Source organism: Micromonospora sp. 067-2, assembly GCF_046549295.1.
Classification (GTDB): domain Bacteria; phylum Actinomycetota; class Actinomycetes; order Mycobacteriales; family Micromonosporaceae; genus Micromonospora.
The window spans coordinates 259,794-278,281 of the sequence record NZ_JAJPWB010000005.1 but is presented as its reverse complement, the minus strand read 5'-3'; the positions used below and the strand labels follow the sequence as shown (position 1 = coordinate 278,281).

At 72.3% G+C, this 18,488-nt stretch carries 21 protein-coding genes; 10 read left to right on the top strand and 11 right to left on the bottom strand.

Going from position 1 to position 18,488, the window contains the following annotated elements; genetic code table 11:
* Window positions 1-16: 16 nt before the first annotated feature.
* Window positions 17-310 carry a 4a-hydroxytetrahydrobiopterin dehydratase gene (locus ACLJN9_RS14075; RefSeq protein ID WP_410811720.1) on the top strand — a complete coding sequence of 98 codons (294 nt, stop codon included), beginning with the start codon at window positions 17-19 and terminating at the stop codon, window positions 308-310.
* Entirely contained in the window at window positions 307-1,461 is a 1,155-nt protein-coding gene (locus ACLJN9_RS14070; RefSeq protein WP_410811718.1) for an FHA domain-containing protein, read from the top strand. Before ACLJN9_RS14075 ends, ACLJN9_RS14070 begins: the two co-directional genes overlap by 4 nt.
* A gap of 199 nt (window positions 1,462-1,660) precedes the next feature.
* On the opposite strand, the gene rocD is transcribed toward ACLJN9_RS14070, so the two are convergent.
* From rocD to ACLJN9_RS14045, 5 genes are all read right to left on the bottom strand, one after another.
* Window positions 1,661-2,875, bottom strand: a complete 1,215-nt coding sequence (gene rocD / locus ACLJN9_RS14065; protein ID WP_410811992.1) for an ornithine--oxo-acid transaminase — start codon at window positions 2,873-2,875, stop codon at window positions 1,661-1,663.
* On the bottom strand, window positions 2,875-3,690 hold the full coding sequence (gene ddaH / locus ACLJN9_RS14060; protein WP_410811991.1) for a dimethylargininase: 816 nt from the start codon (window positions 3,688-3,690) through the stop codon (window positions 2,875-2,877). The genes rocD and ddaH overlap by 1 nt, the downstream gene beginning before the upstream one ends.
* A gap of 352 nt (window positions 3,691-4,042) precedes the next feature.
* Window positions 4,043-4,834 (bottom strand): thrombospondin, encoded by a 792-nt coding sequence (locus ACLJN9_RS14055; RefSeq protein ID WP_410811717.1) that lies wholly within the window; start codon window positions 4,832-4,834, stop codon window positions 4,043-4,045.
* 138 nt (window positions 4,835-4,972) lie between these two features.
* Window positions 4,973-5,275 (bottom strand): hypothetical protein, encoded by a 303-nt coding sequence (locus ACLJN9_RS14050; RefSeq protein ID WP_410811715.1) that lies wholly within the window; start codon window positions 5,273-5,275, stop codon window positions 4,973-4,975.
* Complete coding sequence (locus ACLJN9_RS14045) at window positions 5,272-5,442, bottom strand: hypothetical protein (RefSeq protein WP_410811713.1); 171 nt, start codon at window positions 5,440-5,442, stop codon at window positions 5,272-5,274. Before ACLJN9_RS14045 ends, ACLJN9_RS14050 begins: the two co-directional genes overlap by 4 nt.
* Before the next feature lie 185 nt (window positions 5,443-5,627).
* Between ACLJN9_RS14045 and ACLJN9_RS14040 the strand changes: the two genes are divergently transcribed.
* From ACLJN9_RS14040 to ACLJN9_RS14025, 4 genes are all read left to right on the top strand, one after another.
* A complete protein-coding gene (locus tag ACLJN9_RS14040; protein ID WP_410811712.1) occupies window positions 5,628-6,578 on the top strand; it encodes a helix-turn-helix domain-containing protein in 951 nt (316 codons plus the stop codon).
* Window positions 6,571-6,762 carry a DUF397 domain-containing protein gene (locus ACLJN9_RS14035; RefSeq protein ID WP_410811710.1) on the top strand — a complete coding sequence of 64 codons (192 nt, stop codon included), beginning with the start codon at window positions 6,571-6,573 and terminating at the stop codon, window positions 6,760-6,762. Before ACLJN9_RS14040 ends, ACLJN9_RS14035 begins: the two co-directional genes overlap by 8 nt.
* Window positions 6,763-6,818: 56 nt before the next feature.
* Window positions 6,819-7,721: an aminoglycoside phosphotransferase family protein gene (locus ACLJN9_RS14030; protein ID WP_410811709.1), complete on the top strand. Its 903-nt coding sequence runs from the start codon at window positions 6,819-6,821 to the stop codon at window positions 7,719-7,721.
* 79 nt (window positions 7,722-7,800) lie between these two features.
* The gene (locus tag ACLJN9_RS14025; RefSeq protein WP_410811708.1) at window positions 7,801-8,610 is read left to right on the top strand and encodes an Fpg/Nei family DNA glycosylase; all 810 of its coding nucleotides are present in this window, start codon (window positions 7,801-7,803) and stop codon (window positions 8,608-8,610) included.
* A gap of 149 nt (window positions 8,611-8,759) precedes the next feature.
* Here the strand turns inward: ACLJN9_RS14025 and ACLJN9_RS14020 are convergent, their stop codons facing one another.
* Window positions 8,760-9,626, bottom strand: coding sequence for an aminoglycoside phosphotransferase family protein (locus ACLJN9_RS14020; RefSeq protein WP_410811707.1), 867 nt, complete (start codon window positions 9,624-9,626; stop codon window positions 8,760-8,762).
* A 276-nt stretch (window positions 9,627-9,902) separates the two neighbouring features.
* Between ACLJN9_RS14020 and ACLJN9_RS14015 the strand changes: the two genes are divergently transcribed.
* Both ACLJN9_RS14015 and ACLJN9_RS14010 read left to right on the top strand, forming a co-directional pair.
* Window positions 9,903-11,168: an AGE family epimerase/isomerase gene (locus tag ACLJN9_RS14015; RefSeq protein ID WP_410811706.1), complete on the top strand. Its 1,266-nt coding sequence runs from the start codon at window positions 9,903-9,905 to the stop codon at window positions 11,166-11,168.
* Window positions 11,165-12,112, top strand: coding sequence for a carbohydrate kinase family protein (locus tag ACLJN9_RS14010; RefSeq protein WP_410811705.1), 948 nt, complete (start codon window positions 11,165-11,167; stop codon window positions 12,110-12,112). The genes ACLJN9_RS14015 and ACLJN9_RS14010 overlap by 4 nt, the downstream gene beginning before the upstream one ends.
* Before the next feature lie 101 nt (window positions 12,113-12,213).
* Here ACLJN9_RS14010 and ACLJN9_RS14005 read toward each other — a convergent pair whose 3' ends face one another.
* The 3 genes from ACLJN9_RS14005 to ACLJN9_RS13995 all read right to left on the bottom strand — a co-directional run bounded on the left by ACLJN9_RS14005 (window position 12,214) and on the right by ACLJN9_RS13995 (window position 15,808).
* Complete coding sequence (locus ACLJN9_RS14005; protein WP_410811990.1) at window positions 12,214-13,194, bottom strand: LacI family DNA-binding transcriptional regulator; 981 nt, start codon at window positions 13,192-13,194, stop codon at window positions 12,214-12,216.
* Between the two features lie 72 nt (window positions 13,195-13,266).
* Complete coding sequence (locus ACLJN9_RS14000; protein ID WP_410811704.1) at window positions 13,267-14,646, bottom strand: FAD-dependent oxidoreductase; 1,380 nt, start codon at window positions 14,644-14,646, stop codon at window positions 13,267-13,269.
* 25 nt (window positions 14,647-14,671) lie between these two features.
* Window positions 14,672-15,808, bottom strand: coding sequence for a glutamate--cysteine ligase (locus ACLJN9_RS13995; RefSeq protein ID WP_410811702.1), 1,137 nt, complete (start codon window positions 15,806-15,808; stop codon window positions 14,672-14,674).
* A 130-nt stretch (window positions 15,809-15,938) separates the two neighbouring features.
* On the opposite strand from ACLJN9_RS13995, the gene ACLJN9_RS13990 reads away from it, so the two are divergent.
* Together ACLJN9_RS13990 and ACLJN9_RS13985 are read left to right on the top strand one after the other, a co-directional pair.
* The gene (locus ACLJN9_RS13990) at window positions 15,939-16,232 is read left to right on the top strand and encodes a DUF6412 domain-containing protein (RefSeq protein WP_410811700.1); all 294 of its coding nucleotides are present in this window, start codon (window positions 15,939-15,941) and stop codon (window positions 16,230-16,232) included.
* A 98-nt stretch (window positions 16,233-16,330) separates the two neighbouring features.
* Window positions 16,331-17,086 carry a YidC/Oxa1 family membrane protein insertase gene (locus tag ACLJN9_RS13985; RefSeq protein ID WP_410811698.1) on the top strand — a complete coding sequence of 252 codons (756 nt, stop codon included), beginning with the start codon at window positions 16,331-16,333 and terminating at the stop codon, window positions 17,084-17,086.
* 17 nt (window positions 17,087-17,103) lie between these two features.
* Here the strand turns inward: ACLJN9_RS13985 and ACLJN9_RS13980 are convergent, their stop codons facing one another.
* Window positions 17,104-17,775 (bottom strand): DedA family protein, encoded by a 672-nt coding sequence (locus ACLJN9_RS13980; RefSeq protein WP_410811697.1) that lies wholly within the window; start codon window positions 17,773-17,775, stop codon window positions 17,104-17,106.
* Between the two features lie 96 nt (window positions 17,776-17,871).
* Window positions 17,872-18,486: a DUF1349 domain-containing protein gene (locus ACLJN9_RS13975; protein WP_410811695.1), complete on the bottom strand. Its 615-nt coding sequence runs from the start codon at window positions 18,484-18,486 to the stop codon at window positions 17,872-17,874.
* Between the last annotated feature and the right edge of the window lie 2 nt (window positions 18,487-18,488).

Sequence of the window (18,488 nt, the reverse complement as noted above, 5' to 3'; positions counted from 1 at the left end):
CCGGTAGGGTCTGGGCATGGCAGACCTGCTCACCGCGGACGCGGTGCGGAAAGAGCTGGGCGGGTTGCCCGACTGGTCGGGCGACCCGACCGGCATCGGTCGTACCGTCCAGCTCGGCAGTTTCCCGGCCGCCATCGCGGTGGTGGACCGGGTGGCGACGGTGGCCGAGGAGCTCGACCACCATCCCGACATCGACATCCGATGGCGGACCCTGACCTTCCGCTGCGTCACGTACTCGTCCGGTGGGGTCACCCACCGGGACATCGAGTTGGCCGGGCGGATCGACGACATCGTCCGGAGCGCGGCATGAGATTCGAGATCAGCAAGGTGCTGGACGCCATCGAGGGGAGGGTCTGCACCGACCCTTCGCTGGCGCGGGCGGTGCTCGACCTGGCCGAGGTCATCCGCTACCAGGACATCGACGGTGGCCGGCCGGCCAGCCTGCTACGGCTCGGCATGGTCATCGACGCGCTCTCCCGCGAGCTGGAGGAGGACAGCGTCCAGGTCTACGCGGTGGTGCACCGGGCGCTGCTCTCCGACGCCGACCTCACGTCCAACGAGCGGATGGTGGTCCGCCGCTGGGCCGACGACGGGCTCGTCGAGGTGCTCGACAACCCGGGCGACCGGATGTTGGAGGTCGCCGACCTGCTCGGTTTGCCGGTGCTGAGCCGGGTCCGCTTCGACGGGCTGCGCGGGCGGTTCCCGTGGCTGGTGGAGCAGCCCGGTCGGGTGGTCGCGCCGGTGCCCGGTGCCGGAGGGCCGGTGTTCATCGCGCACGTTGGTGGCGGGCACGCGCCGGTCGCCGGCAAGCGCTCGCCGACCGGGGCGAAGCTCCTGGCCCGCCAGTGGCGGTGCCCCGAGTCGGGCTGCGCGCTCTTCGGCGGTGGTGGTGGAGGTGGCGCGTTCGCCGACCTGGCCCCCGTCACGCACCGCAGCCCGGCCGGGCAGCCGCCGCCGGCGCTGCGTAACGGCGTACCGACCTGCCCCCGGCACGGCGCGCGGCTCGGTGACGGCGGCCCTCGGCCTCGTTCGGAGGTGCTCGCGGTACGCGTCGGAGGCCTGGTCCGGCGGCGGTTCGTGCTGACCGAGGAGCAGCCGGTGGTGGCCGGCCGTGCTCCCGAGCAGGACGGCGGGATCATGCTCGGGCAGTGGCTCAACGACGAGGCCCGGCGGTGGATCAGTCGCGGTCACGTCAGCTTCGAGCTGCGGGTCGGCGAGGTCATCGTGACCGACGTGAGCACCAACGGCTCCGGTATCCGGCCGGCCGGCTCGATGGCCGAGTCGGACCGGATCCCCCTGGCGCCGCAGCAGTCCCGGGTGCTGGGTGAGAACGACATGATCGAGCTCTACCCCGGAGTGCAGATCGGCCGCGCCGAGGAGTTGCCCGCCGGCGCCCCGTTCACCCCCACCTCGGTGATGGCCGAGGCCCCAACCATGGCCATCCGCCTACCCCGCCCCTGAACACGCAGGGCGGGCGTTGAAACCCCGACGCCCGCCCGAACAACCCGGTCAAGGTCTGCGCCGCACCGTGTCTGCGCCGCACCCTCGTCAAGATCCGCACAAGATCAGGGAAAGTGCTGTCTCGTCATCGTCGGAGACAGCACTTTCCCTGTAGTTGCGCAGATCTTGACAAGGGCGCAGCGCGCCGCACGTCAGCGGGTCAGCCGGCCAGCACCTCGGCGAGCTGGGCCACTGCCAGGTCGATCTCCTCCTCGGTGATGACCAGTGGCGGGGCGAGCCGGATGGTGGAGCCGTGGGTGTCCTTGGCGAGCACGCCGCGCTCGGCAAGTCGCTCGCACGCCTCCCGTCCGCTCATCAGCGCGGGGTCGATGTCGAGCCCGGCCCACAGGCCACGTACGCGCACCCCGACCAGGCCCTTGCCGACCAGCCCCTCCAGGCCGGCGCGCAGCCGTTCGCCCAGCTCGGCGGAGCGGCGCTGGAACTCGCCGGTGGCCAGCAGCCGGACGACCTCGATCGCCACCGCGCAGGCCAGCGGGTTGCCGCCGAAGGTGGAGCCGTGCTGGCCGGGCTTGAGCACACCGAGCACGTCGGCGTTCGCGGCCACCGCGGACACCGGGACGATGCCGCCGCCGAGCGCCTTGCCCAGCAGGTACATGTCCGGTACGACGCCCTCGTGGTCACAGGCGAAGGTCGCGCCGGTCCGCCCCAGGCCGGACTGGATCTCGTCGGCGATGAAGAGCACGTTGCGCTCGGTGCAGACCTGGCGTACGCCCGGCAGGTAACCCTCCGGCGGCACCACCACGCCCTGCTCGCCCTGGATCGGCTCCAGCAGCACGGCCACCGTGTTCTCGTCGATCGCGGCGGTCAGCGCGGCCAGGTCGCCGTAGGGGACCACGGTGAACCCCGGGGTGTACGGCCCGAAGTCGGCGCGGGCGTCCTCGTCGGTGGAGAAGCTCACGATGGTGGTGGTCCGGCCGTGGAAGTTGCCCTCGGCCACCACGATGTTCGCCTGTCCGGGGGTGACGCCCTTGACCTGGTAGCCCCACTTGCGGGCCACCTTGATCCCGGTCTCCACGGCCTCGGCGCCGGTGTTCATCGGCAGCACCAGGTCCTTGCCGCACAGCTCGGCCAGCTCCCGGCAGAAGTCGGCGAACTGGTCGTGGATGAACGCCCGGCTGGTCAGCGTGAGCCGGTCCAGTTGGGCGTGCGCCGCGGCGATGAGCTGCGGGTGCCGGTGGCCGAAGTTGAGCGCGGAGTAGCCGGCCAGGCAGTCCAGGTAGCGCCTGCCGTCCACGTCGGTGAGCCAGGCGCCCTCCGCGGACGAGATGACCACCGGCAGGGGGTGGTAGTTGTGCGCCGTCCAGCGCTCGGCGTCGCGGACCGCTCCCGGCGTACGCAGAATGTCGTCAACGATCACTTGCTTGCCTTTCCCTGACGGAGTCGCAGCGTGCAGCACTTCGGTCCGCCGCCGGCCTTACGCAGCTCGGACAGGTCGACCCCGATGGTCTGGTAGCCCCGGTCGCGCAGCTTGGCGGCCAGGTCGGTCGCCTGCGCGGGCAGCACCACGTGCCGCCCGTCGCTGACCGCGTTCAGCCCCAGCACCTCGGCGTCGGCCATGGTGGCGTGCACGGCGTCGGGGAAGAGCCGACGCAGCACGGCCTGGCTGCCGGCGGAGAACGCCTCGGGCAGGTACGCCACGGTCCGCTCGTCGAGCACGGTCAGCGCGGTGTCCAGGTGGTAGAAGCGCGGGTCGACGAGCTGCATGGTGACCACCGGGTAACCGAAGACCTCCTGCAGCTGGGCGTGGGAGGCGTGCGCGGTGCGGAAGCCGGTGCCGGCCAGCAGGTGGTCGCCGGCCAGCAGGACGTCGCCCTCACCTTCGTTGATGTGCTTCGGGTCGTACATCTCGAAGCCGGCGGCCTCGAACCAGGCCCGGTAGGCGGGTGCCTCGTCGGCGCGCTGCGGATCGCGGAACTGCACGGCCATCGCCCTGCCGTCGATCACGGTGCCGCCGTTCGCGGCGAAGACCATGTCGGGCAGGCCCTGCACGGGGCTGATCTCCTCGACGGTGTGGCCCAGGTCGAGGTACGTCTGGCGCAGCTTCTCCCACTGCCGGATGGCCAGCGCGGCGTCGACCGGCGCGCTCGGGTCCATCCACGGGTTGATCGCGTAATCGACGGCGAAGTACGTCGGCCGGCACATCAACAGGCGCTGGCTGGTGGCGTCCATCGTCATTGTCCTGCTCCCAGGGGTCGGGCGCGCCCGGCCACCATGGCCCACGGGCTGGCGCCGTTGCTCAACGTTATGCGGCCTGAGCGGCAGGATCCACCATTGAGAGTTGCGCGGACCGAACATCCGTTGCGTCTGAGAGGTCGCGGCCTGCGATTCGTTGTGTGAAGGGCCGCCGAAGCTTCGGAAACGCCTCGGGGCCCGGCGGACCGGGCCCCGGAAACACGTCAGGGGCGGCGAATCGCCGCCCCTGAGGGAGTGTCACCCGACCGGTGAACCACCGGGTTGATCGGGCTGCCGGCGAACCGCCGGGTCTTTACCGGTGCATCACCGGCGAGCGGAACAGTGCCCGCTAGAAGCGATCGACAAACTGTGAGTCGAGCCACTCGCGGAGGCGCTGCACCCAGTCGCCGTCGGTGGTCGGCCAGTCGAACTGGCCGGTCATGGCCAGCACTCCGAGCACCACCGCGGCCAGCCCGATCAGGATGCCGAACAGCGCGTCGGTCTTGCCGGCGACGTGCCGGCGGCGGGTGGCGGACAGGCCGAGCACCGAGAGCACCGCGCCGAGGGCGCCGAGCGCGATGCCGTACCCGGCCAGGGTGCCGGTCAGCACGAAGAGCGCACCGACGACGGAGACGATCAGGCCGAGCGTGGCGAGCAGGCTGGCCCGCGGCTTCGGGCCGCGCGCCACCGGCAGCTCAGGCTCGCTCGGGGCAGGGGAGACCGGCCGTTCGGCACCGACCCGGTCCGTCGGGTCGGGTCGCCGGGTGGTCGCGTCGCGGTCAAGATCGGCGTCGCGGTCGGCGGTGCGCTCAGGGGTTGGAGTCGGGTCGGTGCCGGGTCGAGGGTCGCTGTCCACCGGTCGTGCGGTGGCGGCACGGGCCACGGCCGCCCGCTCGGCCGCCCGCCGCTCGGCCTCGCCGGCCTGCGCGGTGGGCGCGGCGGTGCTGCGGTACGTCGTCTGGTCGGAATCCCGGTCGGTGACGACGGGGCGCCCGACAGCGTCGTCTGACCGGCCCTCGGTCACCGCCGAGTGCTCCCGGTCAGTGACCGGGGTGTCGCGGCCGTCGATGCGGCCGTCGGAGTTGTCGTCCCGTTCCGGTGTCGGCTCTGACCGGCGGGACAGCGAAGGAATCTTGACCACAACACACCTCCTGAAGAATGCGTGGCGGCCGAAGGATCCGGGGAGCGCCCACGCGGTACCGTCGGGAAATACCCAGTTGGGCGTTTCTTGACACAGGCCGCCACCGACTCGGTTTTCCTGCACGTCGGCGCGTCCCGCTCACCCGCACCGCCCGGTTTCCGTGAGGCCGAGTCGATCAAGGGTCGGCCGCGCTGGTCTGCCCGTCCGCAGCGCTGGCGCGGCACGCAGCATCTCGATCCCGGCCTTCTGCACGTACACCTCCCGCTTGTCGACGGCGTCGCCCTTGTCGTTCACGACGTAGCCGGCCAGCCAGACCCACCCGTGGTAGGTCGGGCGAGGGTCCACGCTCACCAGTCGTAGGCGCAGCGCGCGGTCACCTTCGAACTGCACCGAGCAGGCCGCGCCGATCAGAAGCAGGTCACCGGGCTTCAGCTCGGTCACGTCGGCCAGTGCCCCCGGTTGATCGGAACGCGGTGGCGGGCCCGGCACGGCAGCTCCGCGCCGCACCGGCACACCCTGCGCCACCGCGTCCAGCTCCAGACCGGCCGATGCCGGCGGGCGAACGTCAGCGCGGTGACCAACAGATATTCGTTGTACGACACGCGCACCGCTGATCCTTTCCGATTGCCAGCACCGGCTGAGGTGTCAATTCGCACGAGGGAGACGGCACGTCGCCCACACCATTCCCGACGCCACTTTCGCGGGCTGCGACGCGTAACAGCTTGTTACGCGCTGGCCACCTTGTGCAAGGCTCCGAACCGCCCTACGCTCATGCCGAATTGACGCACGAGGAATGGACGACAAATGCGTGCGCGGCGAAACATCCGGTGTTGCAGGAGGGGCGCGGTGGTGTTGCATGACGGATGAAACAAGCGGGTCCACGGTTCCTCGGCGACAGCTCGGGCGGCTGCTCACGCAGCTCCGCGAGGACGCCTCGGTGACGCTGGACGCTGCGGCCGAGGCACTGGACTGTTCACGTCAGAAGGTGTGGCGCATCGAGAAGGGGCTGGTCCCGGTGCGCGTCGTGGACGCCCGTGCGATGTGCACGCTCTACCGGTTACCGGAGGACGTCACAGAGATCGTCTCCGGGCTCGCGAAGGAGACTCGCGCAAAGGGTTGGTGGCACTCGTACGGCGATGTCGTCCCGTCGTGGTTCTCGCTGTACGTCGGCCTGGAATCGTCCGCCACGCTTATTCGCCGATACGACTCAGAGCTGATTCCCGGACTTCTCCAGACCCGCGAGTACGCCAGCGAACTGTTTCGCCGGAAGAATCCGACCATGAGTGTGGAGGACAGGGAGAAGCTGGTGGAGGTCCGGCTGCAACGGCAGGGCATCCTCGTCCGTCGGCTGCCCACTGCGCCCGCCCTGCGGGTCGTCCTCAGTGAAGCCGTGCTGCGGCGCACGATTCCTGACCATCGGGCCATGGCGGGGCAGTTGCGGCATCTGCTCGACGTGGCGAGCCTGCCGAACGTGAGTCTGCGGGTGCTTCCGCTCGCCGCCGGCCCACCCCTGGCCAGCGAGACGGGCACCTTCGTCCTGCTGGATTTCCCGCAGGCGTTCGGGAGGGCGTCGACCGAGCCGACCACCGTCTACCTGGAGAACATCACCGGAGCGCTCTACCTGGACAAGCCCGCCGAGGTGGCCGCCTACGAACATGTCTGGTCGGACCTGGAGGGGCTCGCGTCCGGTGAGGCAGAATCAGAGAAGACGATCACGTCGATCATCGAGGAGCATCATGACTGACCTTGCCGGTGCCGTCTGGCGCAAGAGCACCCGCAGCGGCGGAAGCGGCGGTGACTGCGTCGAGGTGGCCGACAACGTACCCGGCGTGGTGGGTGTGCGGGACAGCAAGGACGCGGCGGGCCCCGCGCTGGCCTTCGCTCCCGCCGCCTGGAGCGCGTTCCTGGCTCAGGTGAAGGGCAGCTGACGGCACACCTGCAATCTGTTGGCGCCGCGCGGTCGCACCGCACTAACCTGCCAGCCGTGCCCCTCCACGATGACGAGATCCGAGCCACCGTCGATCTGGTGCGCCGCCTCGTGGCGGCCCAGTGCCCACAGTGGGCCGACCTCCCCGTGACAGCCCTGTCCGACGAGGTGGAGGGCACCGACCACGTACTCTTTCGCATCGGCGACCACCTCGTCGCCCGGATGCCCAAGACCGCCTCGGCTGTCGACCAGGCCGAGAACGATGCGCGGTGGCTGCCCCTGCTGGCGGCCCACCTGCCTGCGCGGGTTCCCGTTCCGCTGCACCTCGGCGAGCCGGCCGCGGACTACCCGTGGCGCTGGACCGTCGTGCCGTGGGTCCCGGGGAGCACGCCTGAAAGGCTCGGTTGCGACGACGCGCCCCTCGCGCGTGATGTGGCGTCCTTCGCTCGCGCCCTGCACGCGGTCGATCCGGCCGGAGGTCCGGTCAAGCCACCGGGCACCCGCGGGTCCGCCCTGCGCCACGCCGACGACGGCGTCCGCCGCGTGCTTCCCCGGCTCGCCGAGCATGACGACGGCTTCGACGTGCGCGCGGCCGAGGCGGCGTGGGACGCCTGCCTGGCTGCCCCTGTCTGGGACCGCGCCCCGGTGTGGATCCACGGTGATCTGCAACCGGGCAACCTGATCACCGACAACGGTCGACTGGCCGCGGTCATCGACTTCGGCGCACTCGGTGTCGGCGACCCCGCGCCGGACGTGGCTCCGGCGTTCTGGACCTTCACCGGCGCGGCCCGGGACGCCTACCGGCAGGCGATCGGGTACGACGACGCCACCTGGCTGCGAGCCTGCGGCTGGGCCCTCGTACCGTCGCTGACCGGCATCGACTACTACCGGCACACCTTTGCGCGGATGGCCGAGCACGGTCGCCGGATGGTGCGGGCGGTGATCGCCGAGCTGGCGTGAGTGCTCCTGGCCACGCGCGCGCAGCGGCCCGCGAACGGTGCGGTGGGCTCGGCGGCCGTACGGACTACGCTTGGCACCCGTGCCAGAGGGACACACGATTCATCGCCTGGCGGCCCGGCACGCCGAGCTGTTCGCCGGGGACAAGCTGCACGCCGCAAGCCCGCAGGGCCGTTTCGCCGAGGGCGCCGCGCTGCTCTCCGGCACGGTGCTGGAGGGCACCGAGGCGTACGGCAAGCATCTGCTGCACCACTACGCCGGCGAGCTGACCCTGCACGTGCACCTCGGGCTGTACGGCAAGTTCACCGACGGTGCGGGGGAGCCACCGGAGCCGGTCGGTCAGATCAGGCTGCGGCTGGCCAGCGACCGGCACTGGCTGGACCTGCGCGGGCCGACCGCCTGCGAGCTGCTCACCCCGCCCGAGGTGGCCGCCCTGCGAGGTCGCCTCGGGCCGGATCCGCTGCGCACCGACGCCGACCCCGAGCGGGCGTACGCCCGGATCTCGCGGAGCCTGACGCCGTTGGCCGCGCTGCTGCTCGACCAGTCGGTGGTGGCCGGTACCGGGTTGATCTTCGTGACCGAGGCGCTGTTCCGAGCCGGACTGCCGCCGACGCTGCCCGGGCGGCGGCTGACCCGGGCCGGCTGGGACGCGCTCTGGGCCGACCTGGTCGGGCTGATGCGGCTCGCCGTCGAGCACGGCCGGATCGACACGGTGCGTGACGCGCACCTGCCGGAGGCGATGGGCCGTCCGGCCCGGGTGGACCGGCACGGCGGCGAGGTGTACGTCTACCGCCGCCCGGGCGCGCCCTGCCACGTCTGCGGCACCGAGGTGAGTCGCGGGGCGCTGGCCGGCCGCAACCTCTACTGGTGCGGCACCTGTCAGCACGGCTGAGGTGTCCAGCACGATCACGCCTGCTTGATCGTGCTGCACCATGGAAACAGTGGCCTCCTGGGCTGCGGCAGACCACTACATCCTGGATCGAGCACGATCGAGCACGATCGAGCACGATCGAGCACGATCGAGCGGGGTTCCGGGCGACGTCACCCTTCGTCGAGCAGCCAGCGGGCCACCTCGACGTGGTGCGGAAGGGCGGTGCCGTCGGCGAAACTCCAGGCCAGGGTCTGGCCGATCGTCCAACCGCGGACCCGCTCCCGGTCCAGCCCCAGCTCGGCACTGAGCCGGTCCAGCCGGTGTCGGACCGCGGTCGGCGAGTGACCCAGCTCCTCACCGCGCACCAGCGGCACCACGGAGAACTCCCGTTCACCGGTCAGCGGCTTGGGGTCGATCACCAGCCACGGTTCCCGGTCGGCGGCGAGCACGTTGCCGGCGTGCAGGTCCTGATTGACCAGCACCTGCTCGCCCTGGCTGGTGGCCAGCCCGGCGAGCAGGGCCAGCGCCGCGTCGAGCAGCCGCCGCTCGTACGGCCGGCCGGCCCGCTCCCAGGTGCCGGGCATCCGGTCGATCCAGCCGGCCGCCTCCTGCGCCAACGGGGTGAACGGCGTGCCGGCCGGACGCCACAGCCGGGGCAGTAGCCCGATCACCACGTCCAGCGCTCGATCGGGGGGCAGATCGTTCAGTGGCGAGCCGGGCCGGCAGCGCTCCAGCAGCAGTGCCCGCCGCTGCGGGTCGTGTGCGAGCAGCCGGATCGCCCCGTCACCCTCCCACCGGGCCAGCGCGTCGGCCTCGTGGTGGCTCTCCCGGTCCGGGTACTGGATCTTCAGCACCGCCGCCGTGCCGTCGGGCAGCTCGGCGGGGATCACCAGCGAGGCGTAGGCGTGGACGAAGGGCGAGCCGAGCCGCAGCGACCATTGCTCGGCGCACTCCGTGAGCGAATGGGGGAGGATGGCCAGCCAGGCTCGGCCGGCGGGTGTCCGTCGTGCCCACCGCAACCCCTCGGGCAACTCCATCCGGCCATCCTCGATCACCCACGGGCTCGCCGTCGTCCCGGCCGTGCACCGCAACGGCGCCGATGTGATGCGATCGAATTGACAGGTCGAGGGCGACCGCGCCAGGGTGGACCTGAGACAACGATGTCAACGGGCAAATGGGAGGAAATGTTCGCATGATCCACCCGGCGAGGTCGTCAGCTCGCACCGTCCCGTTGGCGGTTCTCCGGCGCGGACCCGGTCCGTCCGCTGATTCTGGCCGTATGTCCCTTCCCTATCCGACGGTGAACAGCTGAGATGACCGACGTGCCCCGTTCTGAAGCCGAATCAACCCCCGCTCCGGCGCAGTCGCCCGAGTTGCCCGACATCGAGACGTTCCTCGCCGACCAGACCAGCACCCTGCTCGACACGGTCCGCCGCGCGGTCCGGCCCGAGGGCGGCTTCTGGTGGTTGACCGACGAGCGCACCCCGGACCGCAACGAACCGGTGTACACGTGGATCACCTGCCGGATGACCCACGTGGCCGCGCTCGCGCACCGGCGGGGCGACCCGGACGCCGCCGCCCTCGTCGACCACGGGGTCGCCGCGCTCAGCACGCTGCTGCGCGACGACGTCCACGGCGGCTGGTTCACCGCCGTCGACCAGCAGGGCACGCCGACCGACGAGCGCAAGGCCGGCTACGACCACGCGTTCGTGCTGCTCGCCGCGTCCGGCGCGGCGCGCGCGGGGCGGCCCGGCGCGGACCGGCTGCTCGCCGACGCGATGGCCGTGGTGCGGGACCGGTTCTGGGACGCCGACGCCGGAGCGGTCCGCGAATCCTGGAACCGGGACTGGACGGTCACCGAGGACTACCGGGGCGCGAACAGCAGCATGCACATGGTCGAGGCGTCCCTCGCCGCTGCCGCCGCCACCGGCGATTCGAGCTGGACCGAACGGGCCCTGCAGATCGGCACCCACCTGGTGCACTCCGAGGCCGCCCGGCACGACTGGCGGTTACCCGAGCACTTCACCGCCGACTGGACACCGCTGCCCGACTACAACTCCGACCGGCCCGCCGACCCGTTCCGGCCGTACGGCTCCACCATCGGCCACTGGCTGGAGTGGGCCCGGCTGCTACTGGAGCTGGAGGCGGTTCTGCCGCAGCCGCCGCGCTGGCTGCTCGCCGACGCCCGTGCCCTGTTCGCGGCCTCCGTACGGCGCGGCTGGGCGGTCGACGGCGCCGACGGTTTCATCTACACGATCGACTGGGACGACAAGCCCGTGGTCCGTTCCCGGATGCACTGGGTGCTGGCCGAGGCGATCGGGGCGTCGGTCACCCTGCACCGGCGCACCGGGGACGCGGTCTACGCCGACTGGTACCGGGTGTTCTGGTCCTACGCCCGCCGCTACCTGATCGACGACGTCGGGTGGCGACACGAGCTGGACCCGCAGAACCGGCCCGCCGGCACGGTCTGGCACGGTCGGCCGGACGTCTACCACGCGTACCAGGCCGTGCTGCTGTCCCGCTCGGCCGACGGGCTCGGCGGCCCCGGCCCGCTCGCCCCGGGCGAGGTGACCGCGTGATCGTCGTCGCGGGCGAGGCGCTGATCGACCTGGTGGTCTCCGCCGAGGGGCAGCGCGCGGTGCCGGGTGGCTCGCCGGCGAACGTCGCGGTCACCCTGGCCCGGCTCGACCAGCCGGTACGACTGCTGGCCCGGCTCGGGACCGACGAGTACGGCCGGCAGGTCGCCGAGCACCTGAGCGCCAACGGGGTGGACCTGGGTTGGGCGGTCCGTGCCGAGCAGCCCACCTCGGTGGCGGTGGCCACCCTGGACGCCACCGGGCAGGCCAGCTACGAGTTCCGGCTGGCCGGCACGGCCGACTGGCAGTGGACGCCGCAGGAGCTGCCCGAGCTGGCCGGCTCGTCGGCGACCGCCCTGCACACGGGGTCGCTCGCGCTCGCGCTGCAACCCGGGGCCCGGGTGCTGGAGGATCTGCTCGCCCGGGAGCGCCGCCGGGACGGGCTCACCGTCTCGATCGACCTCAACCTGCGTCCGGGCATCGTCGCCGACCGGGCCGCGGAGCAGGCGAGGGTGGAACGGCAGATCGGCCTCGCGCACCTGGTCAAGGCCAGCGACGAGGACCTGGCCTGGCTCTACCCGGACCGGAGCGTGGCCGACGTGATGGCCTCCTGGCGTGCCGCCGGGGTGTCCTGCGCGGTGGTGACCCGGGGCGGGGACGGTGCCTGGCTGGTAGCCCCGGACGGCTCGATGCTCCAGCAGCCGGGGCTGCCCACGACTGTCGTCGACACCGTCGGTGCCGGGGACGCGTTCACCGGTGGCCTGCTGGCCGCGCTGGCCGACCTCGACGCGCTCGGTGACGGCCCGGCTGCCCGACTGGCCGCGGTGAGCGCGCAGCAGTGGGCCACGGTGCTCCGGCAGGCCGCGACGGTCGCCGCGCTGACCTGCGGCCGTCGGGGTGCGGACCCACCCCGCCGCGCCGAGGTCGAGGCGCTGCTCGGCACGTGATGCCACGGGAGTCGGTCACGGAGTTGTGGGGGACCGCGTCGCGGCGTACGCGCGGCACCACAACTGTGTGATCGACGCCGTGCGGAGGGTGCAGCGCGGGGTCAGGCGGTCGGCGGGCGCAGGCCGCGGGCCAGCAGCCGGGTGGGCAGCACCGTGGTCGACGGTGGCGAGTCGTCGCCGGCGATCCGCTCGAACAGCCGCTCGGTGGCGACCCGGGCCAGCTCGCGGGTGTCGTACCCGACGACGGTCAGCGGCCGGGGCATCAGGTGGGCCAGCTCGAAGTCGTCGAAGCCGACCAGCGCGGCGTCGCTGCCCCGCCGGTGCAGCTCCTGAAGAGCACCGACGGTGAGCCGGTTGTTTCCGCAGAAGAAGGCGGTGGGCGGGTCCGGCAGGTCGAGCAGCTCCGCGACCGCCCTCCCGGCCTCCTCCGGCGCGACGAGCCGGTCGCGGACCAGGGACCCGTCGGGCTCGATCCCGGCGGCGGCCAAGGCCGCCCGCGCGCCGGCCAGCCGCTCGCGAATCGTGGGCACGCTCGGCGCACCGAGCAGAACACCCACCCGGCGGTGCCCCTCGTCCAGCAGCGCGCCGACCCCGGCCCGACTGCCGCCCTGGTTGTCCAGCAGCACGGCGTCCGCCAGCAGACCCTGCGGCGGTCGGTCCAGGAAGACCACCGGCATGCCCAACTCGACCTCGCGGTGCAGGAACGAGTGGTCCGGGCCGGCCGGCACCACCAGCAACCCGTCGACCCGGCGCTGGGTGAAGTCCTGGAGCAGGGCGCGTTCCCGCTCCGGGTCCTCCTCGGAGGAGGCGGTGATCAGCATGGTGCCGTGTTCGGCGGCGATGTCGGCGGCGACGCTGGCGATGGTGGCGTAGAACGGGTTGGCGATCTCCTCGATGAGCAGACCCACCGTGGCGTTGAGTTGCCGGGAACGCAGGTTACGGGCGATGTCGTTGCGCCGGAAACCCAGCTCGGTGATGGCGGCGAGCACCCGGCCGAGCAGCTCCTGACCGACCGGCTCGTCGTTGACCACCCGGGAGACCGTCTTCAGGCTGACCCCGGCGAGCCGGGCCACGTCGACCATCGTCGGGCGCCGACGTGCGAGCGGTCGGGTCGGGGTTTGTGTCACGGGGTGGTCCTCCACGACGGGCGCGGGTCAGCGGCCGACAGCGGCCAGCGCGTCGACCGCCTTTCGGGCGGCGATCAGCACCGGATCCCACACCGGTGCGTACGGCGGAGCGTAACCCAGGTCGAGGCCGGTCATCTCGTCCACCGTCATGCCGTTCCACAGCGCCACGGCCAGCGTGTCGATCCGCTTGGCAGCCTCGGACCGACCGACGATCTGCGCGCCCAGCAGTCGCCCGCTGGGCCGCTCGGCGATCAGCTTGACGGTCATCGGCTGCGCACCGGGGTAGTAGCCGGCCCGGTTGGTCGACTGGGCGATCACCGAGATGAATTCGAAGCCGGCCGCGGTGGCGTCCCGCTCGCGCAGGCCGGTCCGGCCCACCTCCAGATCGCAGACCTTGGTGACGGCCGTGCCGATCACGCCCAGGAAGGTGGCGTACCCGCCGCCGATGTTGATCCCGGCGACCCGGCCCTGCTTGTTGGCGTGGGTGCCCAGCGGCACGTGCACCGGCATTCCACTCACCCGGTCCAGCGTCTCCACACAGTCGCCGGCCGCCCAGACACCGGGCACCCCGGGCACCCGCATCCGGCGGTCCACCCGGATCCCCCCGGTCGGCCCGAGCGGCAGCCCGGCGGCCTCGGCCAGCGCGGCGTTGGGGCGTACGCCCAGACCCAGCACCACGAGGTCGGTCGGGATCGGCCCCTCGGCGGTGACCACCGCCGACACCCGGCCGTTCCGCTGCTCCAGGCCGGTGACGGCCATGCCGGTGCGAATCTTGATGCCCAGGCCGCGCATCGCGTCGGAGACCAGCTCGGCCATGTCGCTGTCGACCGTCGCCATGGGTTGGTCGGCCTGTTCGACCAGGGTGACGGCAAGGCCACGCACGATCAGTGCCTCGGCCAGCTCGACGCCGATGTAACCGCCGCCGACCACCACCGCCCGGCGCGGCTGCGGCTCGTTGTCCAGCCAGGTGCGCAGCGCCGCCCCGTCGTCGAGGGTCTGCATGCCGAACACGCCGGCCGTGTCCGTCTTCGCCCACGACGGTTTCACCGGCACCGCGCCGGCGGCGTACATCAGCTCGTCGAAGTGCTCGCGGACCTCGTCGCCCCGCTCCAGGTCCCGGGCGACCACCTCGCGGCGCTCCAGGTCGATGGCGGTCACCTCGTGGCGCATCCGCACGTCCATGGCGTACTCGCTGCGGAAGGTCTCCGGCGCCCGGGCGATCAACTGCTCGGGGGCGGACACCAGGCCACTGATCCAGTACGGAATGCCGCACGCCGAGTAGGAGGTGAAGTGGCCTCGCTCGAAGACCACGATCTCCAGGTCGTCGGGGCCACGGCGGCGGCGGGCCTGGGACGCCGCCGACATTCCGGCGGCGTCTCCGCCGATCACGATCAGCCTGTGCACCACGGGACCCATCCTGTCACGACGGTGATCAGCCGCGGGTCTGTCGCGCCACGTCCAGCACCACGTCCGTCAGTCGACCGGTACGGGCGAACACGGCGCGTTGCCGGGCGGCACCGCTGCCGTGCCGGCGCAGCCCGCCCAGCAGGTCGGTCACCTCGGCCCAGTCGTCGTGCTGCTCCAGCGCCGGACGCAGCCGCTGCACGAACTCGTCCAGCAGCTCCCAGGCCGGGCGCAGCTCGCCGTTGGTGACGTCGACGGCCGCACCCTCCAGGCCGTCGTGGGCGGCCCGCCAGTGCGCGCCGACGAGCAGGTGGTGGTCGGTACGCAGTGCGGGGCGGTCGGCCTCGACGTCCGTTATGGCGGTGGCGACCAGTGCGCGGACCAGTGCGGCGACCAGCACCGCGTCGTCCACCGACGGGCAGACGTCGCCGATCCGCAGCTCCACGGTCGGGTACTTCGCCGACAGCCGGGCGTACCAGTAGAGCATCCCCTCGTCGAGCATCACCCCGCTGGAGATCAATTGGCGGATCAGCCGCTGGTAGTGCTCGTGCGACTCGAGCCACGGCGTCGGCGCCACCGAGGGCCAGCGCTCCCACTCCACCGAGCGCCAGCTGGCGTAGCCGGTGTCCTCGCCCTGGGCGTACGGGGAGTTGGTGGTCATCGCGTGCAGCAACGGCAGCCAGGGCCGGACGTGGTTGAGCACCCGCACACCGGTCTCCGGGTCGGGGATGCCCACGTGCACGTGCATGCCGTTGTTGCCGGGACCGGGCACGAGCAGCCGGAACCGTTCGATCATCCGGTCGAAGCGGGGCTTGTCCACCACCGGCGGCACCGGACCATCCACCGGGCCGGTGCCGATGGCCAGCAGCCGTACGCCGGCCCGCTCGGCGGCGTCGGCGAGCGCGGAACGCAGCACGCCGAGGGAGTGCCGGATCGACGAGAGCTCCAGACCGGGCGGTGTGCCGATCTCGATCTGGCTGGTCTGGAACTCGCGCTCGACCTGCCCGCGCAGTTCCGCGGGCACCTGCTCCAGGACGAGGTCGACGGCGGGCACCGCAGCCCCGGTGTGCGGGTCGACGAGCAGGAACTCCTCCTCGACACCCACGGTGCGCACATCGGTCCCCTCGGTCGTCCCGCTGGGAACCGCCGTCACCTGGCCGGTCATCGACACCACCGTCCGTTCCTACCGGTTGCGGTCCGTCCGCGTCGGTCGGTCAGGTGGTTACCCACCGTGGTGATGTCGGGAAACGTGGTGACGGCGCGTCGACGTGGACGCCGGGCCCTAGGCTGGGCACGTGCTGGTGTCGCTGGGGTTCTTCGGGGTCGCGTGGATGTCCGCGTTCGCCCAGGTCACCCTTCTTGCGAACCGCCCGGCCGACCTGCTCGCCGGCGCCGCGCTGACCGCCCTGGTGCTGCTCTCCGCGCTGCTCGCGGCGCGGGTGGTCGGCCTCTCGGGGCCGCCGGGCTCCGGGCGGCGCTGGATCGGTCTGCGGGCGCGCTCCCGTGGCCGCCGGGTGCCCCGGCAGGTCGACCCGGACGCCGCCGGCCGACCCCGCCCACGGGCACCCGGCCACCCCTCGGCCGCGTAGCGCTCCGCTGCCGCGGCCGATCCCGCCGTCACCGGTCCTTCCACCGGGCGGACGCCGCCGGGGGAGGACCCCACCGGAATCGGACCGAGGGGTTTCCCATGCTCGCCTTCGCACCACTGCACCACGCGGTCGTCGCCGCCGGCACCGCGCTGTCCTGGCTCACCGAACTGCTCGAACCGCTGGCCGGCGGCACGGCGACCGCCGCCGCCATCGTGCTGCTCACCGTCGCCGTCCGGTTGCTCATCTCGCCGCTCACCGTCGCGCAGGTCCGCGGGGAGCGCCGCCGCGCGGCGCTCGCCCCGCAGGTGCGCGACCTGCAGCGGCGGTACGCCGACGACCCGGCGAAGCTTCAAGGCGAGGTGTTCGCCCTCTATCGCTCGGCCGGCGCCAACCCGATCGCCGGCTGCCTGCCGCTGCTGCTCCAGGCGCCGTTCCTGCTGGTGATGTACCGACTGTTCACCACTGCCGAGGGCGGCACCGGGCTGCTGGGGGAGCGGTTGGCCGGGGTCTCGCTGGGTCACCACGTCAGTGACGGGCTGGCCGGGGCGGCCGGTCCGCTCTTCGCCGTCCTGCTGGTCGTCCTGCTGGCTCTTGCCTGGTGGTCGTCGCGGCGGGCCCGCCGGGCGTCGGCGGCGGTCGGCACGGTGGCCGGTACGCCCACCGAGGGGCCTGGCGCCGCCACGCTCGGTCGGTTGCTGCCCCTGCTGCCGTTCACGACGGTCCTCGTGGCGCTGGTGCTGCCGCTCGCGGCGGTGATCTACCTGGTCACCACGACCGCCTGGTCGGCGCTGGAACAGGCGGTGCTCCGACGGCCGCAGGCTGCTCCGACGGATGCCGACACCGCTCGCCGCTGACGATCGGAACGCGCTGATCAGCGACCGGCGGTCACCGACCGCCGGTCGTCGCGTGCCCGGCGTCGGCGGACCTTGCGGACCACCCAGCCGACCACCATGAGGACGAAGAACGCCACGATCGCGTAGTTGAACCAGTCGCTGTAGCGCTCCACGTCCTGCCAGCGACTGCCCAACGCGTAGCCGGCGCCGACGAGAAGGGTGTTCCACACCCCGCTGCCGATGGTGGTGAGCAGGAGGAACTGGCCCATCGGCATCCGGTTGGCCCCGGCCGGGACGGACACCAGGCTGCGGACCACCGGCACGACCCGCCCGATCAGCACCGCCTTGCGGCCGTGCCGGTCGAACCAGCGGTCGGCCTTCTCCAGGTCGTCGCCGTCCACCAGCGGGATGCGGTCCAGCCAGCGTTTGAGCCGCTCCTCACCCAGCGCCGCACCGAGCCAGTAGAGCACCAGGGCGCCGACGAGCGAGCCGACCGTCGCGGCCAGCACCACGAGCACCACGTTGAACCGGCCCTCGCTGGACAGGTAACCGGCGAGGGCCAGCACGATCTCGCTGGGGATCGGCGGGACGATGCTCTCCAGCGCCACCAGCAGCGCCACCCCGGTCGGCCCCATCGCCTCGATCACGGTGGCCACCCAACCGGTCACACCGGTGAAACTGCCCGGATCGACATGCTGGGCGAGCGCCATGGTCGTCCTTCCGTCGCGGGCTGGGGGATCGGACGGTCATACCCCCTCAGCTGCCCGGCACACCTGCCGGTGGGCTGGACCACACCGTCGCGACGGTCACTGCTCCGGGTGCAGCGCGGTGTCGGCCGGCCCCTGCCGCCAGCCGGTGAACACCACGGTCAGGCCGGCGCGGACCGGAGCACAGCAGAACGGGCCGGCCGTGACCTCGACCGTCGGGTCCAGCGGGGCCAGCCGGACCAGTCGCCACGGCTCGCCGTCGGCCCGCGCCCGGACGGTCAGTGCGTCGCCGGCCCGGCTGACCCGGACGGTCACCTCCCGGCCCGCCCACTCCGGCACCGGCGCCACCGACCAGTCGGAGAACTCCCGGGTCACCACCGCACCGAGCTGGAGCTCGCCGTCGCTCAGCTCGACGCCGGCCTTTGTCCAGGTCCGCTCGTCCACCCGGACCAGCGCGCCGGCCTGGTCGAACGGCCCGCTGAGGTCCAGGTGGAAGCTCACCTCCATGGCGCTGCCGACCGGCAGGGGGGCCAGCAGGGCAGGGGCGTTGTCGTGCACGAACCCGTAGCTGGTCCGCCGCCAGAGGTCGCTCTCCGCCGCCGGTTGCACGACCAGCTCGCCCGCGGGGCCCTCCTCGGCGCGTACGGGCTGGTGCAGCCAGTCGCCCCCGGTCCAGTCCAACGGCTCGCTCGGCGGTACGAGGTCGATCTCCATGG